Origin of the sequence: Streptomyces sp. NPDC017890, from assembly GCF_044328675.1 — a bacterium.
Lineage (GTDB): Bacteria > Actinomycetota > Actinomycetes > Streptomycetales > Streptomycetaceae > Streptomyces.
This window is the reverse complement of sequence record NZ_JBIRHU010000015.1, coordinates 38,365-65,193: the sequence shown is the minus strand read 5'-3', so window position 1 is coordinate 65,193 and position 26,829 is coordinate 38,365. Positions and strand designations below refer to the sequence as shown.

General features: G+C 72.5%; 20 protein-coding genes, 4 tRNA genes, 1 other RNA gene and 1 pseudogene. 16 read left to right on the top strand and 10 right to left on the bottom strand.

Annotated features, from left to right (window positions below):
• Positions 1-25: 25 nt before the first annotated feature.
• Entirely contained in the window at positions 26-1,816 is a 1,791-nt protein-coding gene (locus tag ACH4F2_RS20650) for a copper resistance protein CopC (RefSeq protein ID WP_398134152.1), read from the top strand.
• Positions 1,817-2,260: 444 nt separating this feature from the next.
• Here ACH4F2_RS20650 and ACH4F2_RS20645 read toward each other — a convergent pair.
• Positions 2,261-2,348 (bottom strand) — tRNA-Ser (locus tag ACH4F2_RS20645).
• A 74-nt stretch (positions 2,349-2,422) separates the two neighbouring features.
• Here ACH4F2_RS20645 and ffs point away from each other — a divergent pair.
• The 6 genes from ffs (at position 2,423) to ACH4F2_RS20615 (ending at position 11,676) form a co-directional block, all read left to right on the top strand.
• An RNA gene (ffs, locus tag ACH4F2_RS20640) (signal recognition particle sRNA small type) lies at positions 2,423-2,517 on the top strand.
• Between the two features lie 49 nt (positions 2,518-2,566).
• A complete protein-coding gene (locus ACH4F2_RS20635; RefSeq protein WP_398134151.1) occupies positions 2,567-4,894 on the top strand; it encodes a DNA polymerase III subunit gamma and tau in 2,328 nt (775 codons plus the stop codon).
• Between the two features lie 142 nt (positions 4,895-5,036).
• Positions 5,037-6,290 (top strand): phosphoribosylamine--glycine ligase, encoded by a 1,254-nt coding sequence (gene purD / locus ACH4F2_RS20630; RefSeq protein WP_398134150.1) that lies wholly within the window; start codon positions 5,037-5,039, stop codon positions 6,288-6,290.
• Between the two features lie 298 nt (positions 6,291-6,588).
• Positions 6,589-8,847, top strand: a complete 2,259-nt coding sequence (locus ACH4F2_RS20625; RefSeq protein WP_398134149.1) for a hypothetical protein — start codon at positions 6,589-6,591, stop codon at positions 8,845-8,847.
• 272 nt (positions 8,848-9,119) lie between these two features.
• Positions 9,120-10,622: a N,N-dimethylformamidase beta subunit family domain-containing protein gene (locus tag ACH4F2_RS20620; RefSeq protein WP_398134148.1), complete on the top strand. Its 1,503-nt coding sequence runs from the start codon at positions 9,120-9,122 to the stop codon at positions 10,620-10,622.
• A gap of 145 nt (positions 10,623-10,767) precedes the next feature.
• Positions 10,768-11,676, top strand: a complete 909-nt coding sequence (locus ACH4F2_RS20615; protein WP_398134147.1) for a phosphoribosylaminoimidazolesuccinocarboxamide synthase — start codon at positions 10,768-10,770, stop codon at positions 11,674-11,676.
• Positions 11,677-11,734: 58 nt separating this feature from the next.
• On the opposite strand, the gene ACH4F2_RS20610 is transcribed toward ACH4F2_RS20615, so the two are convergent.
• From ACH4F2_RS20610 to ACH4F2_RS20575, 8 genes are all read right to left on the bottom strand, one after another.
• Positions 11,735-11,810 (bottom strand) — tRNA-Gly (locus ACH4F2_RS20610).
• Positions 11,811-11,868: 58 nt separating this feature from the next.
• Complete coding sequence (locus tag ACH4F2_RS20605) at positions 11,869-12,483, bottom strand: response regulator (protein ID WP_398134146.1); 615 nt, start codon at positions 12,481-12,483, stop codon at positions 11,869-11,871.
• The gene (locus ACH4F2_RS20600) at positions 12,480-13,766 is read right to left on the bottom strand and encodes a sensor histidine kinase (RefSeq protein WP_398134145.1); all 1,287 of its coding nucleotides are present in this window, start codon (positions 13,764-13,766) and stop codon (positions 12,480-12,482) included. The genes ACH4F2_RS20605 and ACH4F2_RS20600 overlap by 4 nt, the downstream gene beginning before the upstream one ends.
• 86 nt (positions 13,767-13,852) lie before the next feature.
• Positions 13,853-14,668: an ABC transporter permease gene (locus ACH4F2_RS20595; RefSeq protein WP_398134144.1), complete on the bottom strand. Its 816-nt coding sequence runs from the start codon at positions 14,666-14,668 to the stop codon at positions 13,853-13,855.
• A 29-nt stretch (positions 14,669-14,697) separates the two neighbouring features.
• Entirely contained in the window at positions 14,698-15,669 is a 972-nt protein-coding gene (locus ACH4F2_RS20590) for an ABC transporter ATP-binding protein (RefSeq protein ID WP_398134143.1), read from the bottom strand.
• A gap of 154 nt (positions 15,670-15,823) precedes the next feature.
• Positions 15,824-15,896 (bottom strand) — tRNA-Gly (locus tag ACH4F2_RS20585).
• Positions 15,897-15,976: 80 nt separating this feature from the next.
• A tRNA-Gly gene (locus tag ACH4F2_RS20580) sits at positions 15,977-16,048 on the bottom strand.
• Between the two features lie 188 nt (positions 16,049-16,236).
• Complete coding sequence (locus ACH4F2_RS20575; RefSeq protein WP_398134142.1) at positions 16,237-16,554, bottom strand: Lsr2 family protein; 318 nt, start codon at positions 16,552-16,554, stop codon at positions 16,237-16,239.
• 395 nt (positions 16,555-16,949) lie between these two features.
• Between ACH4F2_RS20575 and purS the strand changes: the two genes are divergently transcribed.
• From purS to purL, 3 genes are read left to right on the top strand one after another with little or no spacing between them, the layout of a single operon-like run.
• Positions 16,950-17,222: a phosphoribosylformylglycinamidine synthase subunit PurS gene (purS, locus tag ACH4F2_RS20570; protein WP_398134141.1), complete on the top strand. Its 273-nt coding sequence runs from the start codon at positions 16,950-16,952 to the stop codon at positions 17,220-17,222.
• On the top strand, positions 17,219-17,899 hold the full coding sequence (gene purQ, locus ACH4F2_RS20565) for a phosphoribosylformylglycinamidine synthase subunit PurQ (RefSeq protein ID WP_398134140.1): 681 nt from the start codon (positions 17,219-17,221) through the stop codon (positions 17,897-17,899). Before purS ends, purQ begins: the two co-directional genes overlap by 4 nt.
• On the top strand, positions 17,896-20,154 hold the full coding sequence (gene purL, locus ACH4F2_RS20560) for a phosphoribosylformylglycinamidine synthase subunit PurL (protein WP_398134139.1): 2,259 nt from the start codon (positions 17,896-17,898) through the stop codon (positions 20,152-20,154). The genes purQ and purL overlap by 4 nt, the downstream gene beginning before the upstream one ends.
• A 67-nt stretch (positions 20,155-20,221) precedes the next feature.
• Here the strand turns inward: purL and ACH4F2_RS20555 are convergent.
• Positions 20,222-20,817, bottom strand: a pseudogene (locus ACH4F2_RS20555) (Uma2 family endonuclease).
• Positions 20,818-20,951: 134 nt separating this feature from the next.
• Here ACH4F2_RS20555 and ACH4F2_RS20550 point away from each other — a divergent pair.
• The 6 genes from ACH4F2_RS20550 to purM all read left to right on the top strand — a co-directional run bounded on the left by ACH4F2_RS20550 (position 20,952) and on the right by purM (position 26,724).
• Positions 20,952-21,455: an ArsR/SmtB family transcription factor gene (locus ACH4F2_RS20550; RefSeq protein WP_398134138.1), complete on the top strand. Its 504-nt coding sequence runs from the start codon at positions 20,952-20,954 to the stop codon at positions 21,453-21,455.
• Positions 21,456-21,520: 65 nt separating this feature from the next.
• Complete coding sequence (locus ACH4F2_RS20545) at positions 21,521-22,357, top strand: M23 family metallopeptidase (protein ID WP_398134137.1); 837 nt, start codon at positions 21,521-21,523, stop codon at positions 22,355-22,357.
• Between the two features lie 9 nt (positions 22,358-22,366).
• On the top strand, positions 22,367-23,164 hold the full coding sequence (locus tag ACH4F2_RS20540) for a sterol carrier family protein (RefSeq protein WP_398134136.1): 798 nt from the start codon (positions 22,367-22,369) through the stop codon (positions 23,162-23,164).
• A 36-nt stretch (positions 23,165-23,200) separates the two neighbouring features.
• Positions 23,201-24,016, top strand: a complete 816-nt coding sequence (locus tag ACH4F2_RS20535; RefSeq protein ID WP_398134135.1) for an META domain-containing protein — start codon at positions 23,201-23,203, stop codon at positions 24,014-24,016.
• A 62-nt stretch (positions 24,017-24,078) separates the two neighbouring features.
• Entirely contained in the window at positions 24,079-25,605 is a 1,527-nt protein-coding gene (gene purF, locus ACH4F2_RS20530; protein WP_398134134.1) for an amidophosphoribosyltransferase, read from the top strand.
• 51 nt (positions 25,606-25,656) lie between these two features.
• Positions 25,657-26,724: a phosphoribosylformylglycinamidine cyclo-ligase gene (gene purM / locus ACH4F2_RS20525; protein WP_398134133.1), complete on the top strand. Its 1,068-nt coding sequence runs from the start codon at positions 25,657-25,659 to the stop codon at positions 26,722-26,724.
• Positions 26,725-26,829 lie beyond the last annotated feature (105 nt).

Sequence of the window (26,829 nt, the reverse complement as noted above, 5' to 3'; positions counted from 1 at the left end):
CCAGGGGCCGGCGCTGCCGGGCACCGTGCTGGTCCTGCTCGTCCTCGGCCTCGTCCTCGGCGGCGCGGGACCGGCGTCCGCCCACGCCGCCCTCCGCTCCACCGAGCCCGGCGACGGCACCGTCCTTGAGCGCGCCCCCCGCCACGTCACCCTGACCTTCACCGAGTCCGTCGGCCTGCGCGACGACTCCTTCCGCGTCCTCGACCCGGGCGGCCACCGGGTGCGCACGGGGGAGGCCGGGCACGCCGACGGCCGTTCCGACACGGCCCGCGTCGCGCTGGCGGGCGAGCTCGGCGAGGGCACCTACACCGTGGCCTGGCGGGTGGTGTCGGCCGACAGCCACCCCGTCTCCGGCGCCTTCACCTTCTCGGTCGGCAAGCCCTCCGCGACGACCGCGTCCGTGGACACCGGTCCCACCGAGGACCCGCTGACCGCCACCCTCCACAAGATCGCCCGCTACCTCTCCTACCTCGCCGCCATCCTGCTCATCGGCACCGCCGCCTTCGTCGTCCTGTGCCGCCCGCCGGACCCCGCCCCGCTGCGCCGGCCACTGCTGGCGGGCTGGTGGACCCTGCTGGGTGCCACCGTCGCCCTGCTGGTGCTGCGCGCCCCGTACGAGGCGGGGGCGGGGCCGTCGGCGGCCCTGGACGCCGCCGCCCTCGGCGGCACGGTGGAGACCCGGCCCGGTGCGCTGCTGCTGGTCAGGCTGGCGCTGCTCGTGCCGGTCGCGCTGCTCCTGCTCCGCACGGCCCGCGGCGACCGTCACCGGCGGCGCACCCCGCTCGCCACCGCGGTGGGCGCCGCGTCGGCCGTCGGCCTCGCTCTGACCTGGGCCGCCGCCGAGCACGCCTCCGCCGGGATCCAGGTGCCGGTCGCGATGGCGTCCTCCGTGCTGCACCTGCTGGCCACGGCGGTATGGCTCGGCGGTCTCGTGGCCCTGCTCGCCACCCTCCGCTCCTCCCCGGACGCCGCCACGGTCGCCCGCTTCTCCCGGACCGCCCTCGCCTCCGTGACCGTCCTGGCCGTCACCGGCGTCTACCAGTCCTGGCGCGGCCTCGGCTCCTGGCCGGCGCTCACCGAGACCACGTACGGCAGGCTGCTGCTCGCCAAGCTGGCCGGTGTGGCCGTACTGCTGGCCGCGGCGGCGGTCTCGCGACGGTGGACGACCGCGTGGGTGACGGCGGGGGCGCGTGCGGACACGGCCGTACGCGCGCACGTACGTGAGCGGGCACCGGAGCCGGCGGGTGGGCCGCCGGGCGGACCACCGGCCCGGGCGTCGGAGCCGCCCGAGCCGGCCCTGCCCGAGCCGGAGCCGTCCGCCGACGTGGCCGCCCACCGTCGGGGGCTGCGCCGGTCCGTGCTGGCCGAGGCCGTCGTCGCGGCCGTCGTCCTGGCGATCACGACCGTGCTCACCGGCACCCTGCCGGGCCGGGCGGCGGACGGGGTGGCACGGGCCGTACCGGCGGGCGGGGTGCTGCCCGCCTCCGTCACCACCGTCCCCTTCGACATCGGCACCTCCGGCCGGGGCACGGTCCAGATCACCCTGGACCCCGGCCGCACCGGCGACAACGCGGTGCAGGCCGTGGTCTTCGGCCCCGACGGCAGCCTGGCCGCCGTACCCGAACTGCGCCTCTCCTTCACGCTGCCCGACCGCGAGGTCGGCCCGATCACCGCGGAACTCGTCGACCGGGGCGGCTACTGGAGCGCCAACTCCCTCACCCTGCCCCTCCCCGGCACCTGGACGATGAGGACGACGGTCCGGGTGTCGGAGACCGAGCAGGTGAGCGAGGCGAGACGGATACGGATCGAGCGGTAGCGGGTCCGTGCCCCGCCCCCCGTGTGGAAGCGGCGGCTCGTGCGGGGCGCGCCGGGGCACGGGCCGCGGAGCCCCACCGGTCAGGCCGGGGGAGACGAGGTAGTCCTCGCCGCGGTCAGGACCCGGCTGCCGGGCCGGTCGATGACCGACCAGGGCGGAGGGCGGCGTCCCTCGCTCTCGTACTGGCCATGGACACCGTCCCCGCGCTCGTGCGCCTGCGGCCCGGCGGGCGGATCCGGGGGCGGGACGGCACGAATGCGGGCGCGGTACCTGCACGTGACCGATCCCATGCTCAAGGAGGCGGCCCGGAAGACAGAGCGCGCCATCCGGGGAGCCCCCGAAAAACCTCGCTGTGGACAAAGACCAGGACACCGAGGCGTAGGGAAAACGTCGAAGGGCCCCCTGTTTCCAGGGGGCCCTTCGACTTCGTGCCCGGTGAGGCACTGGCGGAGGATACGAGATTCGAACTCGTGAGGGGTTGCCCCCAACACGCTTTCCAAGCGTGCGCCCTAGGCCTCTAGGCGAATCCTCCGCAGAGAACATTACATGACGTGGGAGAGTGCTTGCGAACTCGTTCTGAGGGCCCCACATCGGGTAACGTGTGGCTCAGCCCCTCACGCGGCGCTATCTGACTGAACTCCCCCAGGGCCGGAAGGCAGCAAGGGTAGGTCGGCTCTGGCGGGTGCGTGGGGGGCGCCTGCGTTTCCGGGGGCGGGCCGGTTGTCGGTGGGCGCCTATAACCTCGTATGCGTGTCGTCTCTCGCGCTCTACCGCCGTTACCGCCCGGAGTCCTTCGCCGAGGTCATCGGGCAGGGGCATGTCACCGACCCGCTGCAGCAGGCGCTGCGGAACAACCGGGTCAATCACGCGTACCTGTTCAGCGGTCCGCGCGGATGCGGCAAGACGACCAGCGCCCGCATCCTGGCGCGCTGTCTGAACTGCGAGCAGGGCCCCACCCCGACGCCGTGCGGCGAGTGCCAGTCGTGCCGCGACCTCGCGCGCAACGGGCCGGGCTCCATCGACGTCATCGAGATCGACGCCGCCTCGCACGGAGGCGTGGACGACGCCCGCGACCTGCGGGAGAAGGCCTTCTTCGGGCCCGCCTCCAGCCGGTACAAGATCTACATCATCGACGAGGCCCACATGGTCTCCCCGCAGGGCTTCAACGCCCTGCTCAAGGTCGTCGAGGAGCCCCCGGAGCACCTGAAGTTCATCTTCGCGACCACCGAGCCGGAGAAGGTCATCGGGACCATCCGGTCGCGGACCCACCACTACCCCTTCCGGCTCGTGCCGCCCGGCACCCTGCGCGACTACCTCGGCGAGGTGTGCGGCAAGGAGGAGATCCCGGTCGAGGAAGGCGTGCTGCCGCTGGTGGTGCGCGCCGGCGCGGGGTCCGTCCGGGACTCGATGTCCGTCATGGACCAGCTCCTCGCGGGCGCCGGTGCCGACGGTGTGACGTACGACATGACGACCGCTCTGCTCGGCTACACGGACGGCTCACTGCTCGACTCCGTCGTCGAGTCGTTCGTCTCGGGGGACGGCTCGGCCGCCTTCGAGGTCGTGGACCGGGTGATCGAGGGCGGCAACGACCCGCGGCGCTTCGTCACCGACCTGCTGGAACGCCTCCGCGACCTGGTGATCCTCGCCGCCGTGCCCGACGCGGCGGAGAAGGGGCTCATCGACGCCCCCGCCGACGTCGTCGAACGGATGCAGGCCCAGGCGCGGTCCTTCGGCGCGGCCGAGCTGAGCCGTGCCGCCGACATCGTCAACGAGGGGCTCACCGAGATGCGCGGCGCCCACTCGCCCCGCCTCCAGCTCGAGCTGATCTGCGCGCGCGTGCTGCTGCCCGCCGCGTACGGCGACGAGCGTGCGGTGATGGCCCGGCTGGACCGGATCGAGCGCGGTGTGCAGTTCTCCGCGGGTGCCGGTGCGCCCGCCATGGGGTATGTGCCCGGGCCCGAGGCGCATGCCGGTGCCGCTGTGGGGGCCGGGGGCGTCGCGGCCGTCGCCGCTCCGGTCCCGCCGGGCGGCGGGCCCGCCGCGGCCCGGGCGGCGGTAAGGGCACCCGGGCCCGGTGGCGGCGGAGGCTCTCCCGCGGCCGGCCAGAGCGGCCGGCCCTCCGAGCCGGCCGCCGATGCCGGTGCGGTGCCCGCTCCTCACCAGGACGGGGGTCCCGCCGGAGGCGGGCAGCCCCAGGCCGCCCCCGCGCCTCCCGTCGCTCCCGCCGCGGCGTCCCCAGCGGCGCCCGCGCCCGGTGCCTGGCCGACCGCGGCTCCCGCCGGCGGCGGTCGGCGTCCCGGAGGGTGGCCCACGGCGGCCCCGGCGGGTGGCGGCCAGCCGTCCCGTACGCCTGCCGCCCCCGGTCCCGCCGCGCCCCCGGCCCCGGCCCCCGAGCCGGCCGCCGCCTCCGCCCCCGCACCCGCTTCTCCGCCGGCCGGCGCCGGAGTGGACCCGCGCACGATCTGGCCCAACATCCTGGAGGCGGTCAAGAACCGCCGCCGGTTCACCTGGATCCTGCTCAGCCAGAACGCCCAGGTGACCGGCTTCGACGGCACCTCCCTCCAGATCGGCTTCGTCAACGCCGGCGCTCGCGACAACTTCCTGAGCAGCGGCAGCGAGGACGTGCTGCGGCAGGCCCTGGCCGAGCAGTTCAACGTGCAGTGGAAGGTCGAGGCGGTCGTCGACCCGTCCGGCGGCTCGGCCCCTCCGTCCCCTGCCGGTCCGTCCGGTGGCTACGGCGGACCCGGACCCGGCGCTGGTGGCGGCGGCGGTGGCTTCGGCGGCGGTGGCGCCGGCGGCTTCGGGGGCGGTGCGCCCGCACAGGGCCCGGCGGCGGCGTCGCCCGCGGCCCGGCCTCCGTCGCCCGCGCCGTCCACGCCCGCCGCGCCGGGGCCGTCGTCCGGCCCGTCGTCCGCCCCCGCGCCCCGGCCCCCGGCGCCCGCGCCGCGCCCGGTCTCCCCGGAGGACGACGTCCCCGAGGACGACGACCCCGACCTCGACGAGTCGGCCCTCTCCGGCAAGGAACTGCTGGTGCGGGAGCTGGGGGCGTCGGTGGTCGAGGAGATCCCGCACGAGTAGTGCACGAGGGGCAGCGGGCGGCGGCGTGCGGGCCCGGGCCCGCGGGCCGGGTCCCGACATGGAGGAACACACAAGCCCTCGCGGCCCGTCCCTTCGGAAGCCCGCACAATCCGTCCGGGCCCGTTCCCATTAGGCTGACCCCGTGAAGGTCCTTGTCATCGGCGGCGGCGCCCGCGAACACGCCCTGTGCCGTTCCCTGTCCCTCGACCCCGACGTCACCGCGCTGCACTGCGCACCCGGCAACGCCGGTATCGCCGAGGTCGCCGAACTGCACCAGGTCGACGCCCTCGACGGCGCGGCCGTCACCGCGCTGGCCACCCGGCTCGGCGCCGAACTGGTCGTGGTCGGGCCCGAGGCGCCCCTCGTCGCCGGGGTCGCCGACGCCGTGCGCGAGGCGGGCATCCCGGTCTTCGGCCCCTCCGGGCAGGCCGCGCGGCTGGAAGGCTCCAAGGCCTTCGCCAAGGACGTCATGGCCGGCGCCGGCGTCCCCACGGCCCGCTCGTACGTCTGCACGAACCCGGGCGAGGTCGACGCCGCCCTCGACGCCTTCGGCGCCCCCTACGTCGTCAAGGACGACGGTCTGGCCGCCGGCAAGGGCGTCGTCGTCACCGACGACATCGAGACGGCCCGCGCGCACGCGAACGCCTGCGACCGCGTCGTCATCGAGGAGTACCTGGACGGCCCCGAGGTCTCCCTCTTCGCCGTCACCGACGGCGAGAACGTACGCCCGCTCCAGCCCGCCCAGGACTTCAAGCGGGCGCTCGACGGCGACGAGGGCCCGAACACCGGCGGCATGGGCGCGTACTCGCCGCTGCCGTGGGCCGACCCCAAGCTGGTCGACGAGGTCGTGCAGAGCGTGCTCCAGCCGACCGTCGACGAGATGCGCCGCCGCGGCACCCCCTTCTCCGGCCTGCTCTACGCCGGTCTCGCCATCACCTCGCGCGGCGTCCGCGTGATCGAGTTCAACGCCCGTTTCGGCGACCCCGAGACCCAGGTCGTACTGGCCCGCCTGAAGACGCCCCTCGCCGGCCTGCTGATGGCCGCCGCCACCGGCAACCTCGCCGACCTGGAGCCCCTGCGCTGGAGCGACGAAGCGGCCGTCACCGTGGTCGTCGCCTCCCACAACTACCCGGCCACCCCCCGCACCGGTGACCCGATCACCGGCCTCGACGAGGTGGCCGCCGAGGACGCCCCGCACGCCTACGTCCTGCACGCCGGCACCCGCGGCGAGGGCGACACCGTCGTCAGCGCCGGCGGTCGCGTCCTGTCCGTCACGGCCACCGGAGCGGACCTCACCGAGGCCCGCGACCGCGCCTACCGGGCCGTCGCCCGCATCGGCCTCGACGGCTCCCAGTACCGCACGGACATCGCGGCGAAGGCAGCCGCCGAAGCCTGACCCGGCTCCGCGGGACGCACGCGCGCACCGAACCCGACAGGCCCCGGTTCCGTCTCAGGAACCGGGGCCTGATCCTTGCTGTCCGTCATCCAGCTTTCCCCAAAGCCATTCCATCGAGTGACCGATCCGCCATACGGCTGACGGGCGCGAAGGCCCCAACTAGGGTGCCGCGCAAGCGTTCCGGCACTTGGCCCACCGGCATTGCGATGTCAGTGGCGGGTGCCACAGTGGGGGAGTGAGCGAGAGCCGGAGAGCAGCGCGAATGTCCAGGGCAGCAAGGAGGGGGTGAGGTCCGGCCGTGACCGGTATCGGTGGTGTGGAGATGGGCGCGCAGGCCGCGCGCTCCCGGGCGCTGGCCGTGCTGCGCATCCGCAGCCGGGCGCTGGCCGTAGCCCTGCTGCCCGCCGCCGCGGCCGTGATCCTGCTCGTGGGCGGCTCCACCGGGCACCTCGCGGGCGGGGGCTGGGACATCGCCCGCTGGACCGTGTCCGTGCTCGCGCTTCTCGTCCTGGCGGCCGCGGCCGCGGTCGCCCTGGTCGTCGCCCGTTCCCGGCCCGCCGTCACCCCGACGGTCACGATCGCCGAGGAGTCGGCGCCGGACCTCTACCGGATGGTGCGTGACCTGGCCGACCGGCTCGACGTCCCCGCCCCCTCCGCGATAGCGCTGACGCCGGACTGCGACAGCTGGCTGGAGGACCGCACCCACCCGGCGCACGGCCCGCCGCCCGTGGAGGAGCACGACGACGTGGCCGGTACGGGCGGACCCGCCCGCCGCCGGACCGCCGCCACCCCCGTCCTCGTCATCGGCTCACCCTTCCTGTGGTGGATGCGCGTCGGTGAGCTGCGCGCCGTCCTCGCCCCGGTCGTCGCGGGTACGGGACCCTCGGCGCACCCCGACATAGCCGCGGCCCGCCGCTTCATACGGGGCCTGGACGCCGCGGTGGCGGTGACCTCGGCGGGCGGTCGAGGCCCGCTGTCCCGCTCGGTGCGCGCGGGCCTCGGCTGGGTGTCCCGGCTCCTGCTGCGCGGCTGCCGTGTGCACGCGGCCGAGATGGAGCGCGGGGTCGCGGCGGCGGCCGCCGAGCGTGCACAGGCTGTGGACTACGGTCTGCGGATCGTCGCGCAGGAGCAGGTCGGGCTGGCGTACGCGGGCTGGGACCGCCTGCTGACCCGGGTCGCGCTGCCCGCCTGGCGGATGGGCCGCTGGCCCTCCCGGCTGGACGTGGGCGTCGTCGCCGCGCTCACGGAGCTGTCCCGCCGCGACCGCCTGGCCGAGGGCTTCGCCTCCCGCTTGGGTGAGCGTCCCGCCTGCGACCTTCTGGAGGAGCCCGGTGCGATCGACGAGGTGGTCTCCCTCCTCGCCGCGCGCCTCTTCCACGGAGGGCCCGCCGAGACCGGCCCGGACTGGGCGCCGGTGGGATGGGACGAGTATCCCGAGGAGGTCGTCGACCGGACCTGGCGCACGGACGCGGCCCGCCTCCACCGCGTCCTGGACGCCCTGGGCGTCCGTCGCGCCGCGGAAGGCGCGGTACCGGGCGCCGACGGCCCCACCCTGGCCCGCGTCCTGGACCACCTCACGACCTCGCCCGCCCCGGCCGCCGACGGCCCCCCGGACCCACGGGACACGGCAGCCGCGCTCGGCGTGGGGCTCCGGCCCGGACCGGAGACCGAGGCCCGGACGGGCCCGCCTGGCGCCGGTACCGGGCGCGGAACCGACAGCGAGGCCGAGGCCGGGCCCGCCGACGTCCGCACCGAGGCCGGGACCGGTACCGATGCCGGGACCCGCGCTGATGCCGGGACCGGTGCCGATGCCAAGACCGGCACCGGCGCCCGGACCACCGGCCCCCGCGCCGGGACCGACGCCGGGGCCGTGTACGTGCCGGACAGCGAGCGCGGCGCCCACACCGACCGCCTCGGCGCCCACACCGATGCAGAGGCCCCCCGCGTCCACACCGGCGCAGACGTTCCTCGTACCCACACCGCCGCAGAGGCCCCCCGCGTCCGCAGCGACGCAGACGTTCCTCGTACCCACACCGCCGCAGACGTCCCCCGCGTCCACGGCGACGCAGACTCCCCCAGCGGTGAGCACGTGGACCACCGCGCCACCGACGACGATGACGACCTCGCCGGCACCACCGCCCGCGGCGCCGCCCTGGCCGCCGGGCTCAGTGCCCAGCTGGCGCGCGAGGAGGGGGCGGCGCAGCCGGCCGGAGGCCGGGCGTCCGCCCCCGGGGCAGCCACGGGACCGGCCGGTCCCGACGCCGCCCTCTGGGACGACGGCGCGCTCCCCCTGCTGCCCCTGCAGCCCCCGCGCACCGGCCGCGAGATCCTCACCGCCCACATCACGGCGATGGTGTGCTGCGCGGCGATGGACACCGCCGGCGCTGTCCCCGGCCTCGACTGGCTCGACGGCCCGTCCCTCCTGGTCAACGGCGCACGGGCAGGAGATCTGGCCCCCCGCGTGCGCAGCCTCGTCGAGGCCGGCGACCCGGGGCCCCTGCGTGACTGGATGAGTGAGCTCGGCATACGCCCGGAGAAGCCCGTGCGCCTGGTCTGACCCCCGGCCCGGCCCCGCGCCCGCCCCACCCGCCGCCGTACACCGCCACCGCCGTACACCGCCACCGCCGCCACCACCGCCATGCACCGTCGTGCCGCCGAACAGATCCGTATCGGAGCGTTAAATCGGACCCACCAATTCCACTTTCGGCCACTTCGCAACGAACAGTGACAGTGCACGCGCGAAATGTGATGTGCTGGGACCGATCGCGCACATGGCAAAGGCGTTCGTCATACGCACGACCGCGGGGGCACGAGGGAGGGGACTGTCCCATGGGGCCCGAGCAGATCCGCCGCTGGGAGTCGGGAGCACTCGCGCACGCCGTGACGGACCCCTTCGGGCAGGGGCCCGTCCCCTGGCTGCGCGGCGGCGAGACGTACTTCGGCGACTCCGGCCAGGTCGTCGCCTGGTACGCGGACCAGGACGCCGTACCGGACCAGGACGGCAGGACCGGCACGGGGAGCCGAAGGCGGCGCACCGACGGCGGTGGCCCGCGCGCCGCCGACGACGTCCGCCGCCAGATCAAGGGCTTCACCGCGACCGGAGCGGCCGCCCCCGGCGAGGCCATCGACTTCCACATCACGGTCGACCCGCCGCAGGAGTTCAGCGTCGACGTCTACCGGATCGGCCATTACGGCGGTGACGGCGCCGCCAAGATCACCACCAGCCCCCGCCTGTCCGGCATCGTCCAGCCCGCGCCGCTGACCGCCGACCGCACGGTCTCCTGCCACCACTGGTGGCTGTCCTGGCGGCTGCAGATCCCCTCGTACTGGAACATCGGCGCGTACGTCGCCGTCCTGACCACCGCCGACGGCTACCGCTCCCACGTCCCCTTCACGGTACGCGACAGCCACCCGGCCGACCTGCTCCTCCTGCTGCCGGACATCACCTGGCAGGCGTACAACCTCTACCCGGAGGACGGCCGTACCGGCGCCAGCCTCTACCACGCCTGGGACGAGGAGGGCCGCCTGCTGGGCGAGGCGGACGCCGCGACGACGGTCTCCTTCGACCGCCCCTACGCGGGCGCCGGCCTCCCCCTGCACGTCGGCCACGCCTACGACTTCATCCGCTTCGCCGAGCGCTACGGCTACGACCTCGCCTACGCCGACGCCCGCGACCTGCACTCCGGCCGCGTCGACCCGACCCGCTACCGGGGCCTGGTCTTCCCCGGCCACGACGAGTACTGGTCACCCGCCATGCGCCGCACCACCGAACTCGCCCGCGAGCACGGCACCTCCCTGGTCTTCCTCTCCGCCAACAGCATGTACTGGCAGGTGGAGCTGGCCCCGTCCCCGTCCGGCGTCCCCGACCGCCTGCTGACCTGCCGCAAACGACGGGGCCCGGGCCGGCCGGCGCTGTGGCGGGAGATCGACCGCGCCGAACAGCAGCTGCTCGGCATCCAGTACGCCGGGCGCGTCCCCGAACCGCACCCGATGACCGTCCGCAACGCCGACCACTGGCTCTGGGAGGCCACCGGCGCCCAGGAGGGCGACGAGATCGAGGACCTGGTCGCGGGCGAGGCCGACCGCTACTTCCCGCGCACCGCGCTCCCCGAGCACGACGAACGGGTCCTGCTCGCGCACAGCCCGTACACCGACGCCGACGGCGCCCGCCGCCACCAGGAGACGTCGCTGTACCGGGCCCCGTCGGGCGCCTGGGTCTTCGCGTCAGGGACGTTCGCCTGGTCCCCGGCCCTGGACCGTCCCGGCCACGTGGACCCACGTGTCCAGCGGGCCACCGCCAACCTCCTGGACCGCATCTGCAAACGGGACTGACAGCGAAGAAGACCGGACCGCACCCGAACCGCACCCCGACCCGACCCGGACCACACGCGGACCGCACCCCGACCGACCCGCCGTCCCCGATCACCCGGCCGTACGGGACAATCGGAGCCATTGGACAGAACCACGGGGAGGAACCGTGTCCGGATTCGTTGAAAAGCCCGAGCCGATCCAGGTTCCGGGTCTGGTGCATCTGCACACCGGCAAGGTGCGCGAGCTGTACCGGAACGAGGCGGGCGACCTCGTGATGGTCGCCAGCGACCGCATCTCCGCCTACGACTGGGTACTGCCGACCGAGATCCCCGACAAGGGCCGCGTCCTCACCCAGCTCTCCCTGTGGTGGTTCGAGCAGCTCGCCGACCTGGCCCCCAACCACGTCCTGAGCACCGAACTGCCCCCCGGCGCCCCCGCCGACTGGGAGGGCCGCGCCCTGGTCTGCAAGTCCCTGCGGATGGTCCCCGTGGAGTGCGTGGCCCGCGGCTACCTCACCGGATCGGGGCTGGCCGAGTACGACGAGAGCCGTACCGTCTGCGGTCTCGCCCTCCCCGAAGGCCTCGTCGACGGCTCGGAGCTGCCCGCCCCGATCTTCACCCCGGCCACCAAGGCCGAGGTCGGCGAGCACGACGAGAACGTCTCGTACGAGGAGGTCGTCCGCCAGGTCGGCGCGGACACCGCGGCGGCCCTGCGCCAGGCGACGCTGGCTGTCTACTCCCGTGCGCGGGACATCGCCCGCGACCGCGGCGTCATCCTGGCGGACACGAAGTTCGAGTTCGGCTTCGAGGGCGAGCGCCCCGAGGACCTCGTCCTCGCCGACGAGGTCCTCACCCCGGACTCCTCCCGCTTCTGGCCGGCCGACCGGTGGCAGCCGGGCCGTGCGCAGCCGTCGTACGACAAGCAGTTCGTCCGGGACTGGCTGACCTCGGCCGAGTCCGGCTGGGACCGCCGGAGCGAGCAGCCCCCGCCGCCGCTGCCGCAGCAGGTCGTGGACGCGACCCGCGCCAAGTACGTGGAGGCCTACGAGCGCCTGACCGGTCTGAGCTGGTCGTAGGCACCGCCGAGGCGGACACGGGAAAGCCCCCCGGCCGGAGCCGGGGGGCTTTCTCTCCTGGAGCGAACGACGAGGTTCGAACTCGCGACCTCAACCTTGGCAAGGTTGCGCTCTACCAACTGAGCTACGTTCGCACTGCGCCGTGGACTCCGTCCTGACTTCGTCGTGGACTTCGCCGTGGCGCGACAGCCACTATACCCAACCCCGCTCCCGGGCGAGCCGCACCGCCGCGTGCCGGTTCTCCGCACCGAGCTTGTTCGCGGCCGACGACAGGTAGTTCCGTACGGTCCCCTCGGCGAGCGCGGCGCGCTCGGCGATCTCCGCGATGGGCGCTCCGTCGGCGGCGTGCTCCAGCACCTCGGCCTCGCGCGCGGTCAGCGGCGAGTCCCCGGCGGAGATCGCGTCGGCGGCCAACTCGGGGTCGACGTAGCGGTTTCCGGCGTGCACCGTGCGGATCAGCTCGGCGAGCCGCTGGGCGCTGACCGTCTTGGGCACGAACCCGCGCACACCCGCCGCCAGCGCCCGTTTCAGATGCCCGGGCCGCCCGTGACTGGTCACGATCAGCACCCTGCACGCGGGCAGCTCCGTCCGCAGGGATGTGGCGACCTTCACACCGTCCGCGCCGGGCATCTGGAGATCCAGTACGGCGACGTCCGGCACGTGTGCCCGTGCCATCGCCAGGGCCTCCGGACCGGTGGCCGCCTCGGCGACCACGATGAGGTCGTCCTCCAGGGACAGCAGGGCCGCCAGCGCCCCGCGGATGAGGTGCTCGTCGTCGGCGAGCAGCACGCGTACGGGGGTTGTCACGACGCGGCCTCCAGCACGGCCCCGGCGGCGGCCGACGGCAGCGGTACCTCCGCCGTGAGCCGGAACACGCCCTTGCCGGCGCTCCCGGCCTCCAGCGTGCCGTCCACGGCGGACAGCCGTTCCCGCAGCCCCGCGAGCCCGGAGCCGCCCGAAGCGGCGGGGCGGTCCGACGCGGCGGTGCCGTCCGGGCCGACGGCGGGACTCGTCCCGGTCGCGTCCGCCACCCCGTCGTTCTCCACCGTCAGCACCACACGTCCCTCCGACATCCGCACCACCACGGCGACCTTCTCGGCGTCCCCGTGCCGCAGCACGTTCGTGGTCGCCTCCCGCACCACCCAGCCGAGCGCCGACTGCACCTCGGAGGGCAGCCCGGACGTCTCGCCGCTCACCTCGCAGTCGATCCCGGCCGCGGTGAGCACGCCCCGGGCGCCGGTGAGTTCGACCTCCAGGTCGGCCTCACGGTAGCCGCGGACGACGTCCCGGACCTCCCGCTGCGACTCCTGCGCGATGCGCTGCACCTCGATCATCTGCTCCACCGCTTCGGGCCGTCCGCGCCGGGACAGCTGGACGGCCAGCTCGCTCTTGAGCGCGATCACGGCCAGGTTCCGCCCCATCACGTCGTGCAGGTCCCGGCCGAACCGCAGCCGTTCCTCGGCGACCGCGAGCCGGGCGCGGGTCTCCTTGGCCTCGTCGAGCGTGTAGACCGCGTTGAGCAGCCAGACGGAGAAGATCGAGGTGAAGGCGAGGAACCCGCCGGCCACCAGCACGAGGCCCGCCACCGCGGCCGAGGCGATGCCCGGCATGCCCAACGGGAACGAGACGACACCGGCCCCCACCGCGAAGCCGCCGACGAGGGCGACCACGCGCCGCCGGTTGCGCACGCCGAGCGTGAGGGTGCCGGCGCCGAAGCACAGGACGCCTCCGAAGACGGATCCGGCCGCGGTGTCCACCCCGTCGCCGCCCGGTCCGCGCTCCGCGATCCCGACCGCGCCGATCGCGATCACCGCCGTGAGCACGGCGAGCGTCCACAGCAGCCGCAGGGGCTGCGCACGCCGGCCGCGCGTCCAGTCCAGAGCCCGGGAGGAGAAGAGCATGCAGACCGCGGCGTGCAGGACGACCAGCAGGGACAGCCCGGTCGCGAGCCGGGGCCCGACCTGGTCGAAGGCCGACACCCCGATGGTGAGGACCTCGATGAGCCCGAAGAAGTGGAAGGACCACCGGGTGTACGTCTCCACCTTCGCCGGCGTGCTCATCCGCCCCCACCAGCGCCTCGGCCTGCGCATGCCCTCGCTCGCCCCGCTCTCCCTGATCCCGGCCCTGGTCCCGGCCCCGGTCCCGGCCCTGATCCCGGTCCCGGTCTTCCCGTACGTCAGTGCCGTGGCTCCCAGCGGAACCACCGCCGTACAGCAAACACCGCGATGACGGTCCAGGCCACCGCCGTGGCCACGGAGCCCAGTGCCTCGTACGCCGACAGGTCACCGGTCCAGCCACCGCGCACCAGGGTGACGACGGGCGTCAGCGGCAGAAGCTCGCAGAGGGAGGCCAGCAGGTCGGGGAACAGCTCCAGCGGGACGAACATGCCGGAGCCGAGCATCGAGACCATCGTGAACGGCAGCGGTGTGACCTGCGCGCTCTCACCGGTCCGGGTGAAGCTCGCGGTGACGGCGGCGAGCGCGGCGCTCATCACGAGCCCGAGCAGCAGGCCGAGGACGGCCAGATGGGGCGCGGAGGGCGCGGACAGGTCCAGCAGGACGAAGCAGCCCGCGGCCAGCAGCAGGCTCTGCACGAACCCGCTGAGCACGGCCGGCATCGCGGAACCGCTCAGGATCTCGGCGTCGCGCAGTTCGCCGGTGCGCAGCCGCTTGAGGACGAGTTCCTCGCGCCGGACGACGAAGACGCCGACGAGGGCCGAGTAGACGGCGAACAGCAGGGAGAAGCCGATCGCGGCGGGCAGCACGAGCGTGCCGGTGGTCAGTCCGGCCTCGGCGAGGTCCATCTCCTTGGACGCGGACCAGACGCTGAACGGGAGCACCAGCGGGACGAAGAGGGCGGCGAAGACGGTGCCCTTGTTCCGTCCGAGCAGGATCATCTCGGCACGGGCGAGGGCGGTCATGCGCCCCGTCGGCGTGGTGAGCGGGGCGTTCGTGGCGCGCTCCGGGGAACGCTCCGTGGTCGTGGCGCTCATGCCGCGAGCTCCTTTGCCGGTCGTGGCGCTCATACCGCGTGCTCCTTCGCCGTCGTCCCGCGGGCCGTGCTCGCGGAGGCCTCCTTCGCGATCTCCAGGAAGGCCTCCTCCAGGGATGCGGACCGTACGTCCAGGCGGCGCAGCTCCACGCCGGCCTGCCCGGCCCAGGTCAGCAGCCCGGTGGCCGCGCGCTGCAGTTCGTGGGTGCGCAGCCTGACCGTCCGCCCCTCGGCCTCGTGGCCGCTGACGCCCAGTTCGGCGAGTGGCGGCAGGTCGCCCACGAAGTAGCCGTCGGGCAGCTCGAAGGAGATCCGGGAGGGCCGCTCGGCGGTCACCTCGGCCGGGGTCCCGGTGGTGGCGATCCGGCCCTCGTGCATGATCGCGAGCCGGTCGGCGAGATGCTCGGCCTCTTCCAGGTAGTGCGTGGTCAGCAGCACCGTCGTACCGCCGTCGCGCAGGGCGCTCACCAACTCCCAGGTGTCCCGGCGGCCTTCGGCGTCCAGTCCGGTGCTGGGCTCGTCGAGGAAGAGCACCTCGGGGTCGCCGAGGAGCGCGAGCGCCAGGTCCAGGCGGCGGCGCTGGCCGCCGGACAGCTGCTTCACGCGGATGCCGGCCTTGGACTCCAGCCCGACCACCCCCAGTACCTCCATCACGGGGCGGGCCCCGCTCACGCATCCCGCCCACATCCGGGCGGTCTCGACGACGGTCAGCTCGGACGGGAAGCCGCCCTCCTGGAGCATCACCCCGGTGCGGGGCCGTACGGCGGCCCGCTCGGTGTACGGGTCGTGCCCGAGGACGCGCACCCGCCCGCCGGCCGGAGCGGCGAGGCCCTCCAGCAGCTCGACCGTCGACGTCTTGCCGGCGCCGTTGGTGCCCAGCAGTGCGAACACCTCTCCGCGGCGCACGGAGAAGTCGATCCCGCGCACGGCTTCGAACCCGCCCCCGTACACACGCCGGAGGTCGGTGACCTCAATCACGTGTTCGTGTCCGTTTGATTGCATGGCTCAAGCATCCCGGTGGTTCGGACCGGACGACAGTGCGGCCCGTCATCGCCCGGTATGACAAATGTCAGACGGGCCGCCGCACCCCGGGGCGGCCCCGGCCGTGGGCACACGAAAAGACCCCGGTCCTTGGAGGACCGGGGTCTGATTCCCGAGCGGACGACGAGGTTCGAACTCGCGACCTCAACCTTGGCAAGGTTGCGCTCTACCAACTGAGCTACGTCCGCATTGCCCCCGACCGGCCTTCACCGATCGGTGCGAGCACCAGCCTACCTGATCGACTTGCGTGATCGGTACGGCGATGCAGAGCGGGTGACAGGAATTGCACACTGCGCCTTCCCCCTGGAAGGGGGATGTTCTACTACTGAACTACACCCGCATGTTCCGTGAGCTGGGCTTTTCGGCCTCGCCCCTCGGCGTGCTCCAGACTTTAGCTGATCACCCGGGGTGCTGCGCAAGTCGGTTGACGCGAGGGCCGGCCGAGCGGCGGCCGAGGGGTGGCCGCCCACCCCGGCCGCACGGAGCGGCTGACCGTGTTCCGTGCGTCGGGGTGGGCCCGAGGCGGCCTCACTGCGCCTCGGCGAACGCCTCGTACACCTTCTTCGGGATCCGGCCCCGCGCGGGCACGTCCATCTTGTTCGCCTGCGCCCAGGCCCGGACCGCCGCCGGGTCGGGGGCGACCTCCGTCTGCCGGTACGCCTTGCCGGAACGCGAGCGCTTGCGGCCGGCCGAGACGTACGGTTCGAGCGCCTTGCGCAGTTCCCGGGCATTGGTTTCGTTCAGGTCGATCTCGTACATCCGGCCGTCGACACCGAAGGCGATCGTCTCCGCCGCTTCCGAGCCGTCGATGTCGTCAAAGAGAGTGACTACGACACGCTGCGCCACGAATATCGGTCCCTTCGTGCGGCATCTCCGCCATGACGTGCCAAGACGCCGCGATGATGCCGACTGTTCGCCTGTAATTGGGCAAAGTATCGGCTAATGACATTTCATTTGTACAGTGCCCGGCATTGCAATGGGAAGCCCGACTAAATCTCTCCGCGTGTCCGGAATCAAGGTGGGAGCGCGGGCGACTTCGATTGAGGGTGGTGGTGGGAGACGGGTGGGCGCAATAGGCGTCCGGGATCGATCCGGGATCTTTCCCGAAGCTTTTCGTTGCGGCCTCCTCCCGATGCCGGACCGTGACAGGGCTCACGTAGTTTCCTCCAAGGCTACGCGCGTAGAAAATTTGTACGGGTAGTCTGAAGGGACCTGCTCAGCACCACACACCGGGAGTGCCAGTGGCACGCGTCGTAGTCGACGTCATGCTCAAGCCGGAGATCCTCGACCCCCAGGGCCAGGCGGTGCAGCGCGCACTGCCGCGGCTGGGTTTCGAGGGGATCTCGGACGTACGTCAGGGAAAGCGATTCGAACTGGAAGTGGAGGGGCCGGTCGACGACGCCGCCCTGGCCCGCATCCATGATCTTGCGGAATCCTTCCTCGCCAACACCGTGATCGAGGACTTCACCGTCAAGGTCGAGTCCGATGACGTAGTCGCGGGGGCCGTGAAGTGACCGCTCGTATTGGCGTCGTCACTTTCCCCGGCAGCCTCGACGACCGGGACACACAGCGCGCGATCCGCGTCTCCGGCGCCGAACCCGTCGCCCTCTGGCACAAGGACAAGGACCTCAAGCAGGTCGACGCCGTGGTGCTCTGCGGTGGTTTCTCGTACGGCGACTATCTGCGCGCCGGCGCCATCGCGCGCTTCTCGCCGGTGATGGACACCGTCATCGACCAGGCCAAGGCCGGACTGCCGGTCCTCGGCATCTGCAACGGCTTCCAGATCCTCACCGAGGCGCACCTGCTCCCCGGCGGCATGCTGGGCAACGACCACCTGCACTTCATCTGCCGCGACCAGAAGCTGCGGGTGGAGAACGCGGACACGTCCTGGACCAGCGACTACAGCGCCGGCCAGGAGATCAACATCCCGTTGAAGAACATGGACGGCCGTTACGTCGCCGACCAGCGCACGCTGGACGAGCTGGAGGCCGAGGGCCGCGTCGCCTTCCGCTACCTCGACGTCAACCCCAACGGCTCGCTCAACGACATCGCCGGCATCTCCAACGCCGCCGGAAACGTCGTCGGCCTCATGCCGCACCCCGAGCACGCCGTCGAGCCGCTGATCGGCACCGGCCGTACCGACGGCCTCCCGTTCTTCACCTCGATCCTCAAGAAGCTGGTCAACGCATGAGCCGGACGCCTCTGGACACGGTCGAGCACGCGGCCGCGACCCCCGACGTCGAGCTGCCCTGGGCCGAGCTGGGCCTGAAGAAGGACGAGTACGAGCGGGTGGTGGAGATCCTCGGCCGCCGCCCGACCGGCGCCGAGCTCGCCATGTACTCCGTCATGTGGTCCGAGCACTGCTCGTACAAGAGCAGCAAGGTCCACCTGCGCCAGTTCGGCGAGAAGGCCCCCGAGTCCGACGCGATGCTCGTCGGCATCGGCGAGAACGCCGGTGTCGTCGACGTCGGCCAGGGCTACGCGGTCACCTTCAAGGTCGAGTCGCACAACCACCCCTCCTACGTGGAGCCCTACCAGGGCGCGGCCACGGGTGTCGGCGGCATCGTCCGCGACATCATCGCGATGGGCGCCCGCCCGGTGGCCGTCGTGGACCCCCTGCGCTTCGGCGCCGCGGACCACCCCGACACCAAGCGCGTCCTGCCCGGCGTCGTCGCCGGGATCGGCGGCTACGGCAACTGCCTGGGCCTGCCCAACATCGGCGGCGAGGTCGTCTTCGACGCCTGCTACCAGGGCAACCCGCTGGTCAACGCCGGTGCCATCGGCGTCATGCGGCACGAGGACATCCATCTCGCCAAGGCGTCCGGCGCGGGCAACAAGGTCATCCTCTACGGCGCCCGCACGGGCGGCGACGGCATCGGCGGCGCCTCGATCCTGGCCTCGGAGACGTTCGACGACGCCAAGCCGTCGAAGCGCCCCGCCGTCCAGGTCGGCGACCCCTTCCAGGAGAAGCTCCTCATCGAGTGCACCCTGGAGGCGTTCCAGGAGAAGCTGGTCGTCGGCATCCAGGACCTCGGCGCGGCGGGCCTGTCCTGCGCCACGTCCGAGCTGGCGTCGAACGGCTCCGGCGGCATGCGCGTCACCCTGGACGACGTCCCGCTGCGCGACTCGACCCTGTCTCCCGAGGAAATCCTCATGAGCGAGTCGCAGGAGCGCATGTGCGCGGTCGTGGAGCCGGAGAAGGTCGACCGCTTCCTGGAGATCTGCGACAAGTGGGACGTCATCGCCACCGTCATCGGTGAGGTGACCGACGGTGACCGCCTGGAGATCTTCTGGCACGGTGGCAAGATCGTCGACGTCGACCCGCGCACCGTCGCCCACGACGGCCCGGTCTACGAGCGTCCCTACGCCCGCCCCGACTGGCAGGACGCCCTCCAGGCCGACGACGCGAACAAGCTGCCGCGGCCGGAGACGGGCGAGCAGCTCAAGGACCAGGTCCTGAAGCTGGTCGGGTCCCCGAACCAGGCGTCCAAGCAGTGGATCACCCAGCAGTACGACCACTTCGTGCAGGGCAACACGGTCCTCGCCCAGCCCGAGGACTCGGGCATGATCCGCGTGGACGAGGAGTCCGGCCTCGGCGTGGCCATCGCCACCGACGGCAACGGCCGGTACGCCAAGCTCGACCCGTACACGGGCGCGCAGCTGGCCCTCGCGGAGGCCTACCGCAACGTGGCGACGACCGGCGCGAAGCCCCTCGCGGTCTCCGACTGCCTGAACTTCGGCTCGCCGGAGGACCCGGCGGTCATGTGGCAGTTCGCGGAGGCCGTGCGCGGTCTGGCCGACGGCTGCCTGCAGCTCGGCACCCCGGTGACCGGCGGCAACGTCTCGCTCTACAACCAGACCGGCGAGGCGGCCATCCATCCCACGCCCGTGGTGGCCGTGCTGGGCGTCATCGACGACGTGGCCCGTCGCACGCCGGTCGCCTTCCAGGAGGACGGCCACCTGCTGTACCTCCTCGGTGACACCCGTGAGGAGTTCGGCGGCTCGGCCTGGTCCCAGGTGATCCACGACCACCTCGGCGGCCTGCCCCCGAAGGTCGACCTGGAGCGCGAGCGCCTCCTCGGCGAGATCCTGATCTCGGCCTCCCGCGACGGCATGATCGACTCCGCGCACGACCTGTCCGACGGCGGTCTGGTCCAGGCGGTCGTCGAGTCGGCGCTGCTCGGCGGCAAGGGCGCGCGTCTGGTCGTACCGGACGGCCTCGACGCCTTCACGTTCCTGTTCTCGGAGTCGGCGGGCCGCGCGGTCGTCGCCGTCCCGCGCTCGGAGGAGCTCCGCTTCACCGACATGTGCGGCGCCCGCGGCCTGCCCGCGACTCGCATCGGTGTCGTGGACGGAGACGCGGTGGAGGTCCAGGGCGAGTTCTCGCTGCCCCTGGCCGAACTGCGCACGGCGCACGAGGAGACGATCCCGGCGCTGCTCGCGTAGGCGGTCGCGCGAGGTCGTAACGAGGCCGAGGTCCCGTCCGGTTGGTTCCGGGCGGGACCTCGCCGCTTCAGCGCACGTAGTTCTTGAGGATCTCCGTGTCGAGTTCGATGCCGACCGGGGCGGGGAGGACCACCCGATCGCCGAACTTCGCGACGCGTACATCACGGTAGCCGCCAACACTCCGGTCCGGAGAGCTGTGCACTGTGACCGTGCAGGAATCCCGGTCGATCAAGAGGTACACGGGAATCCCGCCTCGCCGTAGGCGATCGGCTTCTCGCGACGGTCTCGTCGGTCCGTGTCCGAGTCGTAGTCCGAGTCGTAGGAGGTCACCTCGACGACCATGAGCGCTCCATCCGGGTCAGCCCACTCCCCGTGTCCGGCGAAGTGGGCCTCCGCTGTGAGGATGGCATCCGGTTTCGCCCTGCTTAGCCGGTACGCGTCGACGCGCAGGCCTTGGCCCTGCGCCAGGTCCAGTTCGGGCCGGCTCTGCATACAGCGCCGGGTCAGCCAAGACAAGATGGCGGTGTGGTCTCCGTCAGTCACTGCTTTGGTCCCGATCCGTCCGTCGACGAACTCCAGCGTGACGGTCTCGGGAGCGGCGGACGCGATCGCTTCGAACTCGTCCACCGACATCTGAGACGTGTGCTCGGCCATAACCGTCATGTTGCACCTCCCTCCAGGCGCGGACCAGTGTTTCGGGGCTGCGGGGCGGCGGGGCGGCAGTGCGGTCTTTCACGGCCGGACGTACGTACGAGTGAACACTTGCGTGAGATTACGGACTTACGTAATCTCGAAGAGTGGAGCAATTGGAACGACGCGTAGCCGACCTCGAACGGCGGCTCGCCGCGCTGGAAGCCGCAGAACGGCCCGCGCCCCGCCCCCAGGAAGGCGACTTCTGGGCCCTCGAGGGGCTGAAGGAGCAGCTCACCGCGCTGGGAGCGGCGGCCGGCGGGGTGCTGTTCACCGGCTCGGTACACCTGCCGACCGGTGAGCGGTACGAATGGCAGCACGGCGCCCTGACCGAGGGCCTGCTGGACGTCGACTGGGCCGACGCCGCCGAGGCGTTCGCCGCGCTCGGTCATCCCGTCCGGCTGCGGCTGCTGCGCGAGATCCTCGGCGGCCGGCGCACCGCGGCCGAGCTCGCCGAGCTGGACGAGGTGGGCACGACCGGCCAGATCTACCACCACCTCCGTCAGCTCACCGGCGCAGGCTGGCTGCACACCACCGGCCGGGGCCGCCACGAGGTGCCGCCGGGGCGGGTCGTACCGCTGCTGGTGGCGCTGTCGGCGGCCCGCGGCTGACCGGTAACGGCGCGATCCGAGCCGGGCAAGGTCAGGTCCGACCAAGGTCCGATCAAGGGGGAAGCATGTCCGCACGCAAGCTAGCCATGATCACCTTCAGGGCACTGCAACTGGGCTTCATCGCCCTGGTGACCGCCCACATCATCCTCGGTTTCGGGTATCCGTGGTGGTGGAACCTCCTGCTGCTGCCCCTGCCCTACGTCCTGATCACCGTGGTCAACCGGTGGGGCGGCGGTACCCCGGACGCCCCGCGCGTCGCCCGTGAACCCGTCGAGGTCGGCCCGCCCGTCACCGGCCGCTGGTCCGCGCTGAACAGCCCCGCCGACCGCACCCCGAGCCACGGCGTCCACGCCTACGGCCAGACCTTCGCCATCGACCTCGTGGCGGAGCCGGAGCCCGGCGCCCGTCCCGGCTTCCGCGTCCTGTGGCCGCTCGCCCGACGCAACCGCCACTTCCCGGCGTTCGGCGCTCCGCTGCTCGCGGTGGCCGACGGCACGGTCGTCCGGACCGACGGCACCCAGCGCGACCACCTGAGCCGCAACTCGCTGCCCGCGCTGCTGTACCTGATGCTCGTCGAGGGCTCGGTCCGAGAGATGGCCGGGGTCCGCCGGATCGTCGGCAACCATCTGGTGCTGGACCTCGGCGACGGCACGTACGCGATGTACGCCCACGTGCGGCGCGGTTCGTTCACCGTCCGCGAGGGCGACCGGGTGCGCGCCGGGCAGTTGCTCGCCCGGTGCGGCAACTCCGGCAACTCCACCGAGCCGCACGTCCACTTCCAGCTGATGGACGGCCCCGACCCGGACATCGCCCGGGGCGTCCCCTTCACCTGGCGCGGCATCGGCGTCCCGCGCAACGGCGAGATCTTCGAGGCGCCTTCGCCGACGACCGCACCCGCATAGGCTCCCCTCATGCCACCGGCCAGAAAACGCCCACGCGCCTACGACCCCGCCCGGACCCGCACCGCCGTACTCGCCCAGTTCGGGAACGTACGGGCGGCCGTCCGCGGCCTCGGCCCCGAGCAGTTCGCGCTGCCGACGCGGCTCGGCGACTGGACCGTGCGAGAGCTGGTCGCGCACATCGGGACGGCGCTGACCGTCGTGGACCGGCTGCTCGGGGAGCCGGAGCCCGCGCGGCAGGACGGGCACCTGCTCGACTGGCCGGCCGCGATCGCCGCCGACGCGGACACCATCGACGGCACCGCCCGCCGGCTGGCGGCGGACCACCACGACCTCGACGCCCACCTGGCCGAAGCCGAGCGGCGCTTCACCGAACGCCTCGACACCCACCCGGGCACCCGGCTGCTGCCCACCAGCGCGGGTGTGCTGCCGCTCGCCGACTACGTCGTCACCCGCACCGTCGAGCTGGTCGTCCACACCGACGACCTGAACGCCGCCGTGCCCGGCCTCGACGTGCCGTACGACCGGCAGGCCCTGGCCGCCGCCACCCGGCTGCTGGCCGACGCGCTCGCCGTGAAGGCGCCCGGCGGCTCGACGGAGGTGCGGATCCCCCCGTACGCCGTCGTGCAGTGCGTCGAGGGGCCCCGGCACACCCGCGGCACCCCGCCCAACGTCGTCGAGACCGACCCGCTGACCTGGATCAGGCTGGCCGCGGGACGGCTGACCTGGAAGGACGCCGTGGCCGGGGCGAAGGTGAGCGCGAGCGGCGAACGGGCCGACCTCGGGGAGCTGCTGCCACTGCTCAGCTGAGGGGAACCAGACCCTCCGCGTCTCCGTCGAATCGGCATGTACAGGCAGAAGCGGAAGCAGCAGCGCAGCAAGACCCTGACCGTGGCGGCCGTCGCCGCGCTCGTCCCCCTCGCGGCGGCCTGCGGCAGCGAGAAGGCCGGCGGCAGCGGCTCCGTCGGCGCGGACAAGCCCCTCACCGGCGTCCAGTGGAGCATCGACAGCGTCACCGTGGACGGCACCACCCACAGGGCGCCGGACGCGGCACGGGTCCGGATCGACGACAGCGGCGAGGCGGTGGGCAGCACCGGCTGCAACACCTTCAGCGCCCGCGCCGCCGTCGACGGCGAGCACGTCCGGCTCAGCGACGCCATGTTCACCGAGAAGGCCTGCGGCAAGACGCCCATCGACTTCGAGAAGTCCCTCGGCCGCACCCTCACCGCGGGTTCGCTCACCACCACGAGCGAGGGCGAGCGGCTGACCCTCACCACCTCCGACGGCGACACCGTCCGGCTCAGCAGGGCGAAGGACGCCTCCCTGTACGGCACGGAGTGGACCGTCACGGACCCGGACCCGGACACGAACCCGGCACCGGGCCGGAAGGGCCGCGCCCACCTCACCTTCGACCGGGACGCGAAGACCGTCGCCGGCCGCCTCCCCTGCAACCACGTCAACGCCGAGGCCACTGTCCGCGACGGACATATCACCCTCGGCACCCCGTCCACCACCCGAATGATGTGCGAAGGTTCACTCATGGACGCCGAGAAGCGGATGCTGCGCTTCTTCGGCGACCGGATCGACTACCGAATCGATCAGGGAATCCTCACGCTGACCAGCAAGGACGGCGACACCGTCCGGGCCGTCGCCGCGCAGTGACCCGCGCGTGAGCCCATGTCCCCAATTCGGACCAGTGGTCGACCTCGCCTACACTCGGAGACGTGCCACGTGGTGACGGTCGACTCAATCACGATCTGCTTCCCGGCGAGAAGGGCCCCCAGGACGCTTGCGGCGTCTTCGGTGTCTGGGCTCCGGGCGAAGAGGTCGCAAAGCTCACGTACTTCGGGCTCTACGCCCTCCAGCATCGGGGCCAGGAATCCGCGGGAATCGCGGTCAGCAACGGCTCCCAGATCCTCGTCTTCAAGGACATGGGCCTGGTTTCCCAGGTCTTCGACGAAACCTCTCTCGGTTCGCTCCAGGGTCACATCGCGGTCGGTCACGCCCGCTACTCGACCACCGGTGCCTCCGTGTGGGAGAACGCCCAGCCGACGTTCCGTGCCACCGCGCAGGGCTCCATCGCGCTCGGGCACAACGGCAACCTCGTCAACACCGCCCAGCTCGCCGAGATGGTCGCCGACCTGCCCAAGCAGGACGGCCGGTCCACGCGGGTCGCGGCGACCAACGACACCGACCTGCTGACCGCGCTCCTCGCGGCCCAGGTCGACGACGACGGCAAGCCGCTGACCATCGAGGAGGCCGCGCACGAGATCCTTCCCCAGGTCATGGGCGCCTTCTCGCTCGTCTTCATGGACGAGCACACCCTCTACGCCGCCCGTGACCCGCAGGGCATCCGTCCGCTGGTCCTCGGCCGGCTGGAGCGCGGCTGGGTCGTCGCCTCCGAGTCCGCCGCCCTCGACATCTGCGGCGCCTCCTACGTCCGCGAGATCGAGCCGGGCGAGTTCGTCGCCATCGACGAGAACGGCCTGCGCACTTCCCGATTCGCGGAAGCGAAGCCCAAGGGCTGTGTCTTCGAGTACGTGTACCTGGCCCGCCCGGACACGGACATCGCCGGCCGCAACGTCTACCTCTCGCGCGTCGAGATGGGCCGCAAGCTGGCGAAGGAGGCCCCCGCCGAGGCCGACCTGGTCATAGCGACCCCGGAGTCCGGCACCCCCGCCGCCATCGGGTACGCCGAGGCCTCCGGCATCCCCTTCGGCGCCGGTCTGGTGAAGAACGCCTACGTCGGCCGCACCTTCATCCAGCCCTCGCAGACCATCCGCCAGCTCGGCATCCGCCTGAAGCTGAACCCCCTGAAGGAAGTCATCAAGGGCAAGCGGCTGGTCGTCGTGGACGACTCCATCGTCCGCGGCAACACCCAGCGGGCCCTGGTCCGCATGCTCCGCGAGGCCGGCGCCGCCGAGGTCCACATCCGGATCTCGTCCCCGCCGGTGAAGTGGCCCTGTTTCTTCGGCATCGACTTCGCGACCCGCGCCGAGCTCATCGCCAACGGCATGAGCGTCGACGAGATCGGCACCTCCATGGGCGCCGACTCCCTGGCGTACATCTCCATCGACGGCATGATCGAGGCGACCACCATCGCCAAGCCGAACCTGTGCCGCGCCTGCTTCGACGGCGAGTACCCGATGGAGCTTCCCGACCCCGAGCTGCTCGGCAAGCAGCTCCTGGAGACCGAGCTGGCCGCCGGGCCCGCCGGTACGGCCGCCACCGACGCCATCCGTCGCCCGTAGCCGCCCGCCCCCTGGCCCTCCCTGCCGTACGACACGAAGGTTCACATCGTCATGCCTGACACAACTGGTGCCAGCTACGCAGCCGCGGGCGTCGACATCGAGGCGGGCGACCGCGCCGTCGAGCTCATGAAGGAGTGGGTGAAGAAGACGCAGCGCCCCGAGGTCCTCGGCGGCCTCGGCGGCTTCGCCGGCCTCTTCGACGCCTCCGCCCTCAAGCGCTACGAGCGCCCTCTGCTCGCCTCCGCCACCGACGGCGTCGGCACCAAGGTCGACATCGCCCGGCAGCTCGGCGTGTACGACACCATCGGCCACGACCTGGTCGCCATGGTCATGGACGACATCGTCGTGTGCGGAGCGGAGCCGCTCTTCATGACCGACTACATCTGCGTCGGCAAGGTGCATCCCGAGCGTGTCGCCGCCATCGTCAAGGGCATCGCCGAGGGCTGCGTACTGGCCGGCTGTGCCCTGGTGGGCGGCGAGACGGCCGAGCACCCCGGCCTGCTCGGCGAGGACGACTTCGACGTCGCCGGCGCCGGTACGGGCGTCGTGGAGGCCGACCGGCTGCTGGGCGCCGAGCGCATCCGTAAGGGTGACGCGGTCGTCGCCATGGCGGCCTCCGGGCTTCACTCGAACGGGTACTCACTCGTCCGCCACGTCCTGCTGAACGAGGGCGGCCTGTCCCTGGACGCGCACCTCGACGGCCTCGGCCGCACCCTCGGCGAGGAGCTGCTGGAGCCCACCAAGATCTACTCCCTGGACTGCCTGGCGCTCATGCGCACCGCCGACGTCCACGCCTTCAGCCACGTCACCGGCGGCGGACTCGCCGCCAACCTGGCCCGCGTGATCCCCGACGGCCTGCACGCGACCGTGGACCGGTCCACCTGGACCCCGGGCGCGATCTTCGACCTCGTCGGCACGACGGGCCGGGTGGAGCGCCTGGAGCTGGAGAAGACCCTCAACATGGGCGTGGGCATGATCGCCATCGTCCCCGAGGAGTCGACGGACGTGGCCCTGGCGACCCTGGCCGACCGCGGCGTGGACGCCTGGGTGGCCGGCGAGATCACCGACCGCGACGACCACGGGACGGGCGCCGCCCTCGTCGGCGACTACGCCGCCTGAGGCAACGGCCGTGCGGATGGCACAGCACCTGACGGCCGTGCGGATGGCACAGCATCCGACGGCCGTACGGGTAGCACAGAACCCGGTCGGTGACGTGAGTCACCG

What these genes read in the sequence shown, in the direction of transcription:
- ACH4F2_RS20620 (WP_398134148.1), top strand. Translation starts at nt 9,120, where the DNA reads ATGGGGCCCGAGCAGATCCGCCGCTGGGAGTCGGGAGCACTCGCGCAC.
- ACH4F2_RS20600 (WP_398134145.1), bottom strand. Translation starts at nt 13,766, where the DNA reads ATGCGCAGGCCGAGGCGCTGGTGGGGGCGGATGAGCACGCCGGCGAAG.
- ACH4F2_RS20595 (WP_398134144.1), bottom strand. Translation starts at nt 14,668, where the DNA reads ATGAGCGCCACGACCACGGAGCGTTCCCCGGAGCGCGCCACGAACGCC.
- ACH4F2_RS20590 (WP_398134143.1), bottom strand. Translation starts at nt 15,669, where the DNA reads ATGCAATCAAACGGACACGAACACGTGATTGAGGTCACCGACCTCCGG.
- purL (WP_398134139.1), top strand. Translation starts at nt 17,896, where the DNA reads ATGAGCCGGACGCCTCTGGACACGGTCGAGCACGCGGCCGCGACCCCC.
- ACH4F2_RS20545 (WP_398134137.1), top strand. Translation starts at nt 21,521, where the DNA reads ATGTCCGCACGCAAGCTAGCCATGATCACCTTCAGGGCACTGCAACTG.
- ACH4F2_RS20540 (WP_398134136.1), top strand. Translation starts at nt 22,367, where the DNA reads ATGCCACCGGCCAGAAAACGCCCACGCGCCTACGACCCCGCCCGGACC.
- ACH4F2_RS20535 (WP_398134135.1), top strand. Translation starts at nt 23,201, where the DNA reads ATGTACAGGCAGAAGCGGAAGCAGCAGCGCAGCAAGACCCTGACCGTG.
- purM (WP_398134133.1), top strand. Translation starts at nt 25,657, where the DNA reads ATGCCTGACACAACTGGTGCCAGCTACGCAGCCGCGGGCGTCGACATC.